The sequence below is a fragment of the Actinomyces sp. ICM47 genome (genome assembly GCF_000278725.1).
GTDB lineage: Bacteria > Actinomycetota > Actinomycetes > Actinomycetales > Actinomycetaceae > Pauljensenia.
This window is the reverse complement of the sequence record NZ_ALCA01000082.1, coordinates 1-12779: the sequence shown is the minus strand read 5'-3', so window position 1 is coordinate 12779 and position 12779 is coordinate 1. Positions and strand designations below refer to the sequence as shown.

Below are 12779 nucleotides of genomic sequence, written 5' to 3'. Positions count from 1 at the left end.
AAAGCTCCCTGCATGGCGAAAATCAGGGCCACCATGATCGAGTTGTTGAGCGCGTGAAACATCCACGAGTAGGCGACGCTCTTGCGGGAGAACACGTAAACGAGCGTCAGGACGATGCTGATGGGCAGGTAGGCGATCATGTCCTGCCACTGGTGGCAATGCATGTAGGCGAACAGGAGCGCAGAGATCGACGCAACGGCCCACGTGGGCGCATACGCGCTGAGCTTGCCGATGAGGATGTGGCGGTAGAAGATTTCCTCCACCAGGGGCACGCCGACGGCGACGAAGAATGCGAACGGCAGCGCGAGTCGACTGCTTGTGAGGGCGTCGATGACGAGCTGCTGGTTCTCGGCGACCGGCGGGTTAATGCCGTAGATGGCCAGGCGGGAGACAAGCTGGACGACCGCGACGACGAACCACAGGCCGAACAGTACGGCAATCTTGAGGAGAGGGTGTGTGCGCAGGTAGGAAAAAGTGGAGGCGAACTCGCGCCAGAAGAAAGTTAACACCATGACCAGGAAGACAGAATCGATCGCGATATTGACCGTGGTCAGGTCCCACGACTGCGGAATGATCGAAGCCGGCACCAGCCCGAGCAGGAAGAACGCTGCGTAGGGGATCCCGAAGATCGCGATGCGCCCCCAGTCGGCGCGGGTGGGGCGCGTGGGGGACGAGGCCGGGGTGGCGTCCGCCGTCGTGGTGACGGTAGGCAGGGGGGCGGGGAATTCGGTCGGTGTTTGTGGCGAAAGGGAGATTTCGGCGGGGTGAGGGTCGGTGGTCACGGGCTGTTGGGTGCTTCCTGTCGTTGAAGGGTGGTGCGGGGATATTCTGACAGACTTTGAAATAGAACGGCGTCTGGCGGGGGAGTGGTGACATTGACTAATCGCTGCAAGCAAGCGCGTTTATGGCATCGTGTCACTAAACAATAATTGCGGGCCTTTGGTCCCAGAAGGTGAGTGCGAGGGGGCGCTAAATAACGTTACGACGGGGTTGCAATTTAGGAGAACCTAATCGGACTACTTTTCACCTGGGCGAGATGTGGCTACGCTCAATGGGTAGAAAACCCATCATCCCGGCGCGCCCATCACGCCGGTCCCTCAGGAGGCAAGCGATGGCAGTGCTTCGTGCTCGCGCAGATCATGTTGTCCAGCGGTCTATTCGTCTTCTCATCGCCCTGGTCATGGCGTCTCTCGTCGTGGCGATTGTCGCTGTGCCGTCGCGCGCGGCCAACCAGACGTGGGGCGACGTCGCGACGACGATCAACGGCCTCATCGACGAAGGCGTGTCCACCTTTAAGGGGGGCGACGCTAAGGGCGGCAAGGATAAGGTCAACGACGCCTACTACAAGCACTACGAGATCACCGGTATGGAGAAGCAGGTCATGGCCCGCATCTCCGGTTCGCGTGTCTCTCAGGTCGAAATGGAGTTCTCCCTCCTCAAGAAGGCCATGACGGACGGTGATAGCGCGGGCGTCGACAGTTATGCCACGACCCTCAAGCAGTACATCGTTGAAGACGCCGCGTCCCTGGACGGTGTAGCCCCCGGTACGTCCTCCCAGGCCTCGTCGAACGACTACAGCCCCGGCGCGTGGGGCGAGGTCGCCAAGACTATCAACGGCATCCTTAATGACGGTGCCAACGCCTACAAGGGCGGCGACGCCAAGGCCGGTAAGGACAAGGTCAACGAGGCCTACTACAAGCACTACGAGATCACCGGTATGGAGAAGCAGGTTATGAGCCGCATCTCCGGTTCGCGCGTCTCCCAGGTCGAAATGGAGTTCTCGCTCCTCAAGAAGGCCATGACCGATGATGATTCGGCGGCGGTCGACCAGCACCTCGCGACGCTGACGAATTACATCCGCGAGGACGCCAACAGCCTCGACGGCTACACCGGCAAGGCCGCTCAGGATTCGGGCACCTCCCCGTGGCTCGCGCAGTTCCTGCCCTCCCTCCTCGTGATCCTGCGTGAGGGCATGGAGGCGATCCTCGTCGTCGCCGCAGTCCTGGCCTACCTGGCCAAGGCCGGTCACAAGAACAAGGCCCCGATCGTCTGGGGTGGCGTGGCGCTCGCCTTCGCCCTGTCCATCGGTCTGGCCGTCCTCTTCAGCTACGTCACTTCCCTGGCGGGCGCGAACCAGGAACTCCTTGAGGGCTTCGCCGCGCTCTTCGCGGTCGTCATGCTCATCTGGGTCTCCAACTGGATGATCAACAAATCCTCCAACAAGGCCTGGGATGAGTACATCAAGAAGCAGACGGATGCGTCGCTGAGCAGCGGCTCCCTGCTGGGCCTCGCCTTCATCTCCTTCCTCGCGGTCCTGCGCGAAGGTGCCGAGACGATCCTCTTCTATGTCCCGATCGTCGCCGCCGCGGGCGACAAGGTCCACTACGTGTGGATCGGCTTGGCGGTCGGCCTCGTGGCCCTCGTTGTCATCTACCTGCTCATCCAGTTCGCGGCGGTTCGCATCCCGCTGCGCCCCTTCTTCACCATTACCTCGCTGCTGATGGCCTTCATGGCCTTCACGTTCACGGGTTCTGGTATCGGGGAACTGCAGGAGGCGGACGTCGTGTCTCTGACGCCCATCTCCGGCTTCCCCACCATTGACCTCTTGGGGATCTACCCCCGAGTGGAGAACCTGGCCGCGCAAGCCATCGTTCTCGCCATCATCGTCGGTCTCTATTTCTTCGGAAAAGCTCGCCTCGCCCGCGAGGCCGCCCAGTCGCGGGCTGAGGACTGACTCCTCTCGAGCGACACCGACGTTTTACCCAACCAACACGCACAGGAGATCATCATATGAAGCGCTCTCTGTTCCGCGTCGGCGCGGCCCTGGCCACGCTGGCACTCGCAGGTACCCTGGCGTCCTGCTCCGCCGGTTCCTCCTCGTCCACTTCCAAGACGGGCACCTCCACCTCCACCTCGGCCTCCGAGGGCGCGGCGCCCGGCGAGGACGCTGGCTTCGAGGAGCAGCCCCTGGGTGACGATGTTCACGTCGGCCCGCTCGTCGTGGGTGGCGTCTACTTCCAGCCCGTCGATATGGAGCCTGAGATGGGCACCCCGGCCGCCGAGTCCTCGATGCACATTGAGGCCGACGTCTCCGCCGCCGCTGACAACAAGCTTGGCTACGGCGCGGGCGACTTCGTCCCCGGCCTGACCGTCGACTACGCGATCAAGGACAAGTCCGGCACGGCCGTCCAGGAGGGCACGCTCATGCCGATGAACGCGTCCGACGGCCCGCACTACGGCCTGAACCTGCCCAAGCTCGACGCCGGCACCTACGACGTGACCTTCACGATCAAGCCCCCCAGCGGTTGGCTGCTGCACACCGATAAGACCACGGGCGTTGAGGGCCGTTTCTGGACCGAACCCCTCGTCGCCGAGTTCCCGGATTGGCAGTGGGACCCCACCGCCGTTTCGTGGTGATCGACGCTTAAGCAACGCGGGGACGAGGCCGTGGTCCACCCGGGATCGCTGGCCTCGCCCCGCGCCCCCGTGGGGGACTACACTCGGCACCGGAGCCGCATGACTTCGGTGTGCCTTTGGTGAGAGAGGAAAGCCAATGCTTGTGCAGATGAGTGAGGCGACGCTGACGTTGCTGCTGACGATGCTTGCCGTCGGAGCCGTCATCCGCTTTATGCCCGCAGCTGGACGGGGACGCCGCGGAAAGTTGGCGCGCTCGAGGGCCGTGTGGGGCGGCATCATCGTGGGCATGGCGTCCTCCCTGGCCCTCACGATTATCAATGTTGAAGCCCCCAAGTCTGTTAACCGCCAGACCGTGGGCCTCTACACGCTGCCGATCGCGGTGGTCCTCGCCCTGATTTTTCTCGCTCTGGTTGCTGTACGCGCACGCCGGATGCGCGCTCACCTGACGGAAACCATGGACGACGAGGCCCGGGCTGCCTCGTCCATGGAGACCGCCCTGCGCGGGGATGGCCTCGTGCGTCTGGTCGGCGCGCTTTTCATTGCCTTCGCCCTGTTCCGCGGCGTGCCCACCGCAATGAATCAGGCGCTCATGATGACGTCGGGCGGCGTGCAGCTGTATTCGACGCCGATGGTGCTCGCGATTGTCGGTTATGCGCTGGCGTGGGTGCTCGTGTGTTTCCTGACGTGGGTGTCGTACCGGCTGTGCGCGTGGAATAACCGCGTGTGGCCGGCCGCCGTGATCCTGGCTGCGCTGCTGTCGAACTACGCGCTGCTGTTCGTGCGCATCCTCAAGGCGAAGCGCTGGATCAAGACGTCCAAGGAAGCGTGGGCAGTCATCTCCTGGTTCATCAACAACGAGGCCGTCTTCACCATCGTGGCCGCCGTGGCCCTGGGCATCGTCGTTGTTTTGACGTGGGTGGCCTCGCGCTCCATTCCGACCGTTGGAGCCAACCCGGCCGAGGGCCGCCTGGGCCGTGCCCGCTCGCGCCTCTATAAGTCCATGGCGGGCACCGCCGCCATCGGCTATCTGTGCGGTGCGCTGCTTATCACCGTCGGTGTCGCCTACGGTAGCCAGGAAGTCGAGCTGTCCGCCCCCGAGTCATACAGCGTCGTCGAGGACCAGGTGAGCGTCAACCTGGCCGACATTTCTGACGGCCACCTGCACCGCTTCGAGTACACGACCTCGGGCGGCGTGAAGGTGCGTTTCATCGTCATTCAAAAGTCCGGTTCCTCCTATGGCGTGGGTCTGGATGCGTGCGAGATCTGCGGCCCCACCGGCTACTACGAGAAGGACGGCAAGGTCATCTGCAAGCTGTGTGAAGTGGCGATGAACATCGCGACCATCGGCTTTAAGGGTGGCTGTAACCCGATCCCCATTGACTACAAGGTCTCGAACGGGACACTGACCGTGCCGATTTCGGCGCTTGAGGCCTCGGCCTCCATCTTCGCGAAGTAAAGGGACTCACGTGTTTTTCCGAATGCTGCGAGGGGCCCTCACGAGGCGCGGTAACCGCCACCTCATGATCGCCCTGACCGTCGCCCTGGGCGCGGGTGTGGCCACGTCCATGCTCTCCGTCATGTTCAACGTGGGCGACAAGGTCAACCAGGAACTTAAGTCGTACGGTGCCAATATTGTTGTGCGTCCTCAGGGCGCGGCCGTCCTCGATGACCTGTACAACACGGGCGAGGCCTCAGAGGCGCGCTCGTACCTGCGCGAGGACGAGCTGGGCAACATCAAAACGATCTTTTGGACCTACAACATTCTCGACTTTGCGCCGCTGCTGAACGTGTCGGCGACCGACGCCAGCGGCGAGCACGTGCCCACGACGGGGACGTGGTTCAGCCACCACCTCGAGTTGGCCACCGGCGAGAGCGTCGAGACTGGTCTGGACAAGCTGCGCGGCTGGTGGGGTCTTCAGGGCGCGTGGCCGGCGGATGATGACGCGACCGGCGCGATCGTTGGCACGTCCTACGCCTCGGCGCGCGGCCTGAACGTGGGCGACACCTTCACGCTCACCCGCGAGGGCGTCTCCCAGGATTTCACGGTGCGCGGCATCATCACTAGCGGTGACGACGCCGACCGCGGCGTCTTTATCCAGCTTCCCGCCGCCCAGACACTCATCGGGCGTGAGGGGGCCGTCGGAAGCGTCGAGGTCTCGGCGCTGACGACCCCCGACAATGACCTGGCCCGCAAGGCCGCGAAGAACCCGAACTCGCTGAGCGTGTCCGAGAAGGAAACGTGGTACTGCACGGCCTACGTCTCCTCGATCGCCTACCAGATTGAGGAAGTCATGACGGACTCCGTGGCCCGCCCGGTCCGCCAGGTCGCCCAGTCCGAAGGCACGATCCTGGAGAAGACCCAGCTGCTCATGGTCCTCGTGACCATCCTGGCTCTCATCGCCTCGGCCCTGGCCATCGCGAACCTGGTGACCGCCGGCGTCATGGAGCGCTCCAGCGAAATCGGCCTCATGAAGGCCGTGGGCGCGAAAGATAAACAGATCATCGCCCTGTTCCTCACGGAGACGATCATCGTGGGCCTGGCCGGCGGGGTTCTCGGCTACGGCGGAGGCCTCGCTCTGGCCCAGGCGATCGGATACATGGTCTTCCACTCGTCCATCGCGTTCGCGCCCGTCGTCGTCGGCCTCGTCGCCGTCCTCGTCATCCTCGTCGTCCTGGGAGCCTCCATCCCGGCGATCCGCTACCTGCTGCGCCTCAACGCAGCCGAAGTCCTGCACGGAAGGTGATGCTTATGTCCAGACGAGCAATGTTCTGGCGGATGGTCATCTCCTCCATCCTGCGCCGCCGCTCCCGCGTCCTCATCGCGATTCTCGCCGTCGCCATCGGTGCGACGACCCTGTCCGGCCTCGTCACCATCGCGGTGGATGTGCCTGCGCAGATGGCCCGCGAGATCCGCTCCTACGGCGCAAACCTCGTCGTCACGCCCGCCGGTGACGGGGTCCTCACGGACGAGGCCGTGGCCACCTCGACCGCCCAGGTGCCCGCGAGCGCTCTGGTCGGATCCGCCGCGTTTGATTACGAGACCGTCACCATCAACGACCAGCCCTACGTCGCGGGCGGGGCAGACCTGGGTGCCGTGCACGCCATGAACCCGTACTGGTTTGTGGACGGGGAGTGGCCCGAGGCTTCGGGCCAGGTCCTCGTGGGCGAGCAGGTCGCCTCGACCATCGACGTCAAGGCCGGAGACACGATCACAATCAGCCAGCTGGACGCGAGCGCCTCGTCGAAGGCTGCTGCGCAGTCCGGGGCGCAGGCCTCGGCCCTCAAGGTCGATCCGAGGACCGTCACCCTGACCGTGTCCGGCATCCTCAAGACCGGAGGCAACGAAGACGGCTACGTGTACATGTCCACCTCGGACATGGATGCGCTGACCGGGACCAGCGGCACCGTGTCGCTCGCCGAGTACTCGATCACCCTGGAAGGCGAACAGCTCAGTGCCGTTGCGGACGCGATGAACGCCGCGAACCCTGACATTCATGCACAGACCGTGCGACGCCTCGCCCAGTCCGACGCGGGCGTCCTCACCATGCTGAGGTCCCTGCTCATCGTCATCACCGTCATCGTCCTGGCGCTGACCATGATCGGCGTATCCACCACGATGATCGCCGTCGTCACCGAGCGCCGCAACGAGATCGGCCTGCGCAAGGCCTTGGGCGCGACCGCCCGATCCATCACCCGCGAGTTCATGGGTGAGGGCGTCATGCTCGGGTTCATCGGAGGAGTCCTGGGTGCCGGGGCCGGCTACGGCCTCGCCGTCCTCATCTCCACCTCCGTGTTCCACCGGTCCATCTCGCTGCACCCCGTGATCCTCCTCGGCACGGTCGCCTGCTCGATCCTCATTGCCGTCCTCGCCTGCCTCCCGCCCGTGCGCCGCGCACTGGCCGTCGATCCCGCGCTCGTCCTGCGCGGAGAATGAGAGAGCCACCATGACTACCCCCGACACCCCCACCGCCGCCGCCGATGCGCCCGAGGCCGCCAAGGCCTCGTCGACCTCCACGGACGCGCTGCTGAGCCTGGAGAGCGTCTCCAAGATCTACGGCGACCTGCACGCCCTCGACAACGTGTCCCTCGAGATCCCACGCGGCCAGTGGGTCTCCATTGTCGGCCCGTCCGGCTCCGGCAAGACGACCCTCATGAACATCGTCGGAGCCATGGACACCGCCACCGAGGGCACCGTCATGCTCGATGGGCACGACATCTCCGACCTGACCGCCGACGAACTCACCGAGGTCCGCTGCCGCACGATCGGCCTCGTCTTCCAGCAGTTCCACCTCATCGGCCACCTGACCGCCCTCGAGAACGTCATGGTCGCGCAGTACTACCATTCGATGCCCGACGAAAAGGAAGCCCTCGAGGCTCTCGACCGCGTGGGTCTGGCCGACCGCGCCAGTCACCTGCCCCGCCAGCTCTCCGGCGGCGAGCAGCAGCGCGTGTGCGTGGCCCGCGCCCTCATCAACTACCCCAAGCTGGTCCTCGCCGACGAACCCACCGGCAACCTGGACGAAACCAACGAGGAAATCGTCCTCGACCTGTTCAACCAGCTCCACCAGGACGGCACGACCCTCATGGTCGTCACACACGACGCGCTCGTCGCCGAACAGGGCCAGCGCGAAATCCGGCTCGACCACGGTAAAGTCGTCAAGGAAACGTGGCACGACCACGATTTTGAACAGCGCGCCTCCGGCCTCGTCCTGCCTGGCCGCGATGGCGCCGCGCGCAGCGGAAAGGACAAGGTGCGATGACCACGCCCACCACGCTCGATACCCGATCCCGCTGGGTCGCCCCGGCCTCGTTCGCGGTCCTCGGTGCGCTCGGCGCGACCATCCTGGCCGCCTGCACGCCCACCACCGGCCTCGACATGAGCAAGCCGCTCAGCGACGGCACGTGGACCGCCCAGTCCAACGCCGACGACCAGGGTTCTATCGGCACCATCACCATCACCGTCGAAGGCGGGCGCATCACAGCCACCTCCTACGAGACGACGCTCGCCGACGGCACCGACAAGGGTGCTGAATACGGCAAGAGTTCGTCGGGCGAAGTCTTCAACGAGGACTACTACAAGAAAGCACAGGCCGCTGTCGCCTCCTACCAGGAGTACTCCGACAACCTCACCCAGGTCGGCGACCCCGCCAAGGTCGATGTCATCACCGGTGCCACCGTCGCCCACCAGCAGTTCGTGCAGGCCGCGATCCGCGCCATCGCCGCCGCCCAGGGCGTCTCTCCCGACGGTGCCGACGACATCGACATTCCCGGCCTCAACGACTCCACGAAGGACAGCGACGTCGACGGCTCCGACAGCTGAGCCCGTGCGCGCCGTGGGCTGCGTGGACTCTGCGGGCCCTGTGGGTGCCGTGGACTCTGCGGGTCCTGTGCGCTCTGGGGGTTCCGTGGGTGCCGTGCGCTCTGCGGGCGGCTCGGGGGACGAGGCCGTGGCTATTTCCTCGGGGTCTGCCCGCGCTGCGGGTGCGTCGCATGCTGCGGCTGAGACGTGCGGCGATGCAGCCACCGATTCTCGCGGAGCGTCCGGCGCGTCGGGCACCGCAGAGAAAACGCTCACCGGTGCCGCTGCTCATGAGGGGGCTGCGGTTCCCTCCGTCCCACCGATGTGGCGCTCGTCCTTCCCCGCGATGGGCACTCGCGTCGACATCATCGGGTGGGGCGGCGAGGGCATGGCTATCGTGAATGCCCTCGTTGAGGTCGTGGCACGCCACGAAGACCTGTGGAGCGTGTTCCGGTCATCCTCCGAGGTATCGCGGCTCAACGCTGCGTTCCGCGTTGATACCTCGTGCGTGTCAGATTCAGGGATTCTCGCGATCAATGGCGCGCATGGGAGCACCGGCCCGACAGCCGCTGGAGCGTCCGCTACGTCCTCCGACACAACCAAGAATTCTGATGCACTGCATCCCGCCTCGCACCGCCCGCAACCATCCCGCGAAGGAGCCTGTGACGCGAAGGTCAGCCCAGGCCTCGTCGTCAGCGAAGAAACCGACCGGCTGCTGCGCGACGCGCTGACGCTCGCGGAGGCGACTGGGGGAGCGTTCAATCCGCTGGTAGGGCCGCTCGTTGCCGCGTGGGACGTGCGGGCCATGCGGGCCGCCTTCGTCGCGGGTACGCCGTTACCTCCCGCGCCGTCTGCTCGTGTCGTCGAGGCGGCGTTGCATGCCTCGTCGTGGCGCTTGCTGTCGCGCGTCGGCGAGAGGCAGTGGGCGCTGCGCAGCGTTGACGACTCTGCGTGCGGGACCGATACTGCCGACGTTGGCGCACCCTGCGTGCCAGGCGACGGTACCCGCGATAAGCAGCGTGAACGTTCGTCAGGGCGGCGAGAGGATGCTGCCAATTCCAGCGGTGCACAAGACGCGGCACGCGTTGATGCCTCGGGCGCGCGTGCACTGGTGGGCTGCGAGACGGATTTGGGCGCGGCTGTGCTTCCAGGCGATCAGGGGCATGACGCGCTGAGTCCGCGCGTGGACCTCGGCGGGATTGCGAAGGGATACACGGCCGATACATGCCGCGATCTCGCGGTGTCTATGGGGGCGCGCGGCGTCCTCGTGTCGGTGGGGACGTCGTCGGTGTCCGTGTTTGGGACTCGTGCCGACGGTTCTGCGTGGCGGGCAGGCCTGCGCGACCCGAACGGCGCGCCCACGGCCGTTTCTGGCGTCGTGGAACTTCCCGCGGGCGATATGGCGTCCCTGTCAACGTCGGGGGACAACTTGGGGCCGCTGGGCGGCCTTTGCGCCGCGCGTGACGGCGAGCGTGGGGTTGCCGATTCTGCTGATGATCATGCTCGCGAGTGCGCACCCGATCACTGCGATGGCGCTCGTCCCGTCGATGGTAGCGGCGTCGCAGTGAACGCTGTCGCGCGTGAAACAACCCGTGAAACAGGTGCGAGTGGCTGTGTATATGACGGTGCGCAGAGCGGTGGGGACTGTGTACATGGCGGTGCGCAGGGCGGTGGGGGCTGTGCTGGTGGTGGCGTGTCAGGCGAGAGTTCTGTCGCGGGTGGTGCTGGCTCTGATGGTGTGATTTCTGAGGCTCGCACTGATGCCCGTACTCATGCCACTGTTATTGCTGCCGAGCCGGGCGCGCCCACCGGGGGAGGGCAGGCCTCGTCCCTGCGTGAAACACCCGTGTGTGCGACCGATGCTACCGTGTCCTCTCACGCCGATGGGGCGGCACCCTCCTCGCGCCTGCTGGACCACCACATCATCGACCCGCGCACAGGCTATCCGGCGCGTGCGGGGGTGCGCCAGGTGAGCGTGGTGGCAACGTCGGGGGTGCTAGCAGAAGCGCTGTCGACGGCCCTCCTCGTTGACCCATCGCTGGATGTTGACGCGGTCGTGGCGCGCTGGGCTCGCGTGACGGGCACCCCGGCCTCGGCGCAGGTCGTTGGCCTGGTGCGGGCAGAGCGGGGGTGAGGCCGTGCGTCCGCCGCATGTGGCTTGAGTCGGGCACGTGGCGGTTGAGTCCATCGGGGGCGTGAGCTTCTGCTGTGTCCTTGCGTGCCTATCTCGATTACTGCGTCATGTGATGGGTAGTTCTGCACCAGTTAGGGAGCATTACACCAGTTAGGGAGCATTACACCAGTTAGGGAGCATTACACTGCCTGGGAAGTGGTGTAATGCCCGGCTAAATGGTGTAACACCACTTAGGAACAAGTGGATATGTGGAGAATGCTGGCGTTTGATCGATTTCGACTAGCGATTGTGCCACGAGTGTTCACAGATGCATACGAGAGTGGCAGTTATCCACATACCTTCGGAGCGACTGGGCTTTATCCACAGGTCTGCTCTCAGGTCGTGACAACGCTTGTCGTCGTGCGGATGATGGGCATATGAACGCTCAATCGCTGACTGTTATTAGGTCTTCGACAGATGGACGGCCTTCAGTGGGGGATCTGTCGTCAGGAAATGTACTTCGTATTCAGCGCGGACGTTACGTCATGATCGATCGATCCGGCCCGCCGATGACCTACTGGGAGATATGGGCTCTCGTAGCCAGGGCTCGATTACTTGTCGTGAGTGACAGTAGCTCCTGCTCTCCGGTGTTCGTAGGCGCTAGTTCATTCGTTGCACGGTCGATACCGCTCTGGGAGGCAAATCCCGATGTCGTGATCTGGTGCGCGTCGCGGCATGGTAGGCGCTCAATGCCGGCTGTCACCATGCAAACGGTGACTATTCCATCGACGTTTGTGTGTTCGACAGTGAAGAAGCCCTGTGAATGCAACATCGAGATCGTTGATCGGTTGCGATGTGAATCTGTCGTTGAAGCGGCAGTTCGCATGGCTTGTTATTCGGAACGTCTCAGCGGATTCGTGGCGATTTGCATGGCGTTGCGCCACGAGTCTCGGTTCGTGTTGCTATCTCAGGAAGAAAGTAGGCAACGAGCTGAACGCGTTCGAGGCAAGATGCTTGAATGCTTGGATCTGTATCGGAATCAAAAAGAATGTGTCCCCTACAGGCGGGCACAGGGCCTGATAGTCGCCGCTGATCCCGGGTGTGACAACCCAGCCGAGGCTGCGTTGCTGTGGGTCTTGAAGTCGGTGACCGTCTTCGAAGTCGTGACCCAGTTCGAGATCATTATCAACGGACGCCGCTATTTCGCGGATATTGCGATTCCGGGGCTCATGATCATCTTCGAGTTCGATGGCATTGGAAAGTTGGGCAAGGACGATGCTGAGTTTGCCCGGGCGAAGCGTGACTGGATCCAGCGCGAAAATGACTTGCGTAGTGCCGGTTGGAGGATCCACAGGGTCTCTTGGAGAGACTATGAAGACTTCAATGCGTTACGTGCGTGGGCGATCCAGCTCCTTCGTCCGCATCAAGTTGCCATCCCTGAGCATGCTGAGGCGTTGTGGGCGTTGCCGTCTGCCGCGTGCGATGGTCCAAGCCGACGTTTTCATGTCCATGCTCGATGAGGTCTGTACTAGTTAGGGAGCATTACACCAGTTAGGGAGCATTACACCGCCTGGGAAGTGGTGTAATGCCCAGCTAAATGGTGTAACACCACTTAGGAACAAGCGGCACCGTGGAAGCGGGGTCCGGCTTCCGTGCCTGTGAGTGGAGGCGGTGCCTACTCGGGCTTCGGGACGATGCGCTAACCGTACGTCAGCATGCCGAGCGCCGCTGGTGTGGGGGTGTCGGAGGGGTCTGGTTGCGGTGCCGGTGGGTGGGGTAGGGCCTGGAGGGGTGTCGGGATGATGTGCTAAACCGTACGTCAGCATACCGAGCGCCACTGGTGTGGGGGTGTCGGAGGGGCCTGGTTGCGGTGCCGGTGGGCGGTGGCAGGGCCTGGCCGGGCTTCGAGACGACGCGCCGAGCAAAGCTCGCGGCGCGGACGGCGAGCGG

Annotated in this window: 10 protein-coding genes; 9 read left to right on the top strand and 1 reads right to left on the bottom strand. The window is 64.2% G+C overall.

What is annotated here, in order from left to right:
- Positions 1-782, bottom strand: a 782-nt coding sequence (locus HMPREF1136_RS05185) for a CPBP family intramembrane glutamic endopeptidase (protein ID WP_009648274.1), incomplete at its 3' end; no start/stop codon positions are given.
- A gap of 329 nt (positions 783-1111) precedes the next feature.
- Here HMPREF1136_RS05185 and HMPREF1136_RS05180 point away from each other — a divergent pair.
- From HMPREF1136_RS05180 to HMPREF1136_RS05140, 9 genes are all read left to right on the top strand, one after another.
- Positions 1112-2734: an FTR1 family iron permease gene (locus tag HMPREF1136_RS05180; RefSeq protein WP_009648272.1), complete on the top strand. Its 1623-nt coding sequence runs from the start codon at positions 1112-1114 to the stop codon at positions 2732-2734.
- A 56-nt stretch (positions 2735-2790) separates the two neighbouring features.
- Positions 2791-3417: an iron transporter gene (locus tag HMPREF1136_RS05175; protein WP_009648269.1), complete on the top strand. Its 627-nt coding sequence runs from the start codon at positions 2791-2793 to the stop codon at positions 3415-3417.
- 136 nt (positions 3418-3553) lie between these two features.
- Positions 3554-4873 carry a DUF2318 domain-containing protein gene (locus tag HMPREF1136_RS05170; RefSeq protein ID WP_009648276.1) on the top strand — a complete coding sequence of 440 codons (1320 nt, stop codon included), beginning with the start codon at positions 3554-3556 and terminating at the stop codon, positions 4871-4873.
- A 10-nt stretch (positions 4874-4883) separates the two neighbouring features.
- On the top strand, positions 4884-6161 hold the full coding sequence (locus HMPREF1136_RS05165; RefSeq protein WP_009648278.1) for an ABC transporter permease: 1278 nt from the start codon (positions 4884-4886) through the stop codon (positions 6159-6161).
- A gap of 5 nt (positions 6162-6166) precedes the next feature.
- Entirely contained in the window at positions 6167-7351 is a 1185-nt protein-coding gene (locus HMPREF1136_RS05160) for an ABC transporter permease (protein ID WP_009648271.1), read from the top strand.
- Positions 7352-7361: 10 nt separating this feature from the next.
- Positions 7362-8177 (top strand): ABC transporter ATP-binding protein, encoded by an 816-nt coding sequence (locus HMPREF1136_RS05155; RefSeq protein WP_009648275.1) that lies wholly within the window; start codon positions 7362-7364, stop codon positions 8175-8177.
- Positions 8174-8737 carry a hypothetical protein gene (locus HMPREF1136_RS05150; protein WP_009648277.1) on the top strand — a complete coding sequence of 188 codons (564 nt, stop codon included), beginning with the start codon at positions 8174-8176 and terminating at the stop codon, positions 8735-8737. Before HMPREF1136_RS05155 ends, HMPREF1136_RS05150 begins: the two co-directional genes overlap by 4 nt.
- 40 nt (positions 8738-8777) lie before the next feature.
- A complete protein-coding gene (locus HMPREF1136_RS05145; protein ID WP_232204179.1) occupies positions 8778-10850 on the top strand; it encodes an FAD:protein FMN transferase in 2073 nt (690 codons plus the stop codon).
- 743 nt (positions 10851-11593) lie between these two features.
- Positions 11594-12349 carry a hypothetical protein gene (locus HMPREF1136_RS05140; protein ID WP_156791849.1) on the top strand — a complete coding sequence of 252 codons (756 nt, stop codon included), beginning with the start codon at positions 11594-11596 and terminating at the stop codon, positions 12347-12349.
- The last annotated feature ends 430 nt before the right edge of the window (positions 12350-12779 follow it).

Excerpts from the sequence above, each read along its gene's own strand:
- HMPREF1136_RS05175 (WP_009648269.1), top strand. The coding sequence starts at position 2,791 with ATGAAGCGCTCTCTGTTCCGCGTCGGCGCGGCCCTGGCCACGCTGGCA.
- HMPREF1136_RS05180 (WP_009648272.1), top strand. The coding sequence starts at position 1,112 with ATGGCAGTGCTTCGTGCTCGCGCAGATCATGTTGTCCAGCGGTCTATT.
- HMPREF1136_RS05155 (WP_009648275.1), top strand. The coding sequence starts at position 7,362 with ATGACTACCCCCGACACCCCCACCGCCGCCGCCGATGCGCCCGAGGCC.
- HMPREF1136_RS05160 (WP_009648271.1), top strand. The coding sequence starts at position 6,167 with ATGTCCAGACGAGCAATGTTCTGGCGGATGGTCATCTCCTCCATCCTG.
- HMPREF1136_RS05170 (WP_009648276.1), top strand. The coding sequence starts at position 3,554 with ATGCTTGTGCAGATGAGTGAGGCGACGCTGACGTTGCTGCTGACGATG.
- HMPREF1136_RS05140 (WP_156791849.1), top strand. The coding sequence starts at position 11,594 with ATGCAAACGGTGACTATTCCATCGACGTTTGTGTGTTCGACAGTGAAG.
- HMPREF1136_RS05150 (WP_009648277.1), top strand. The coding sequence starts at position 8,174 with ATGACCACGCCCACCACGCTCGATACCCGATCCCGCTGGGTCGCCCCG.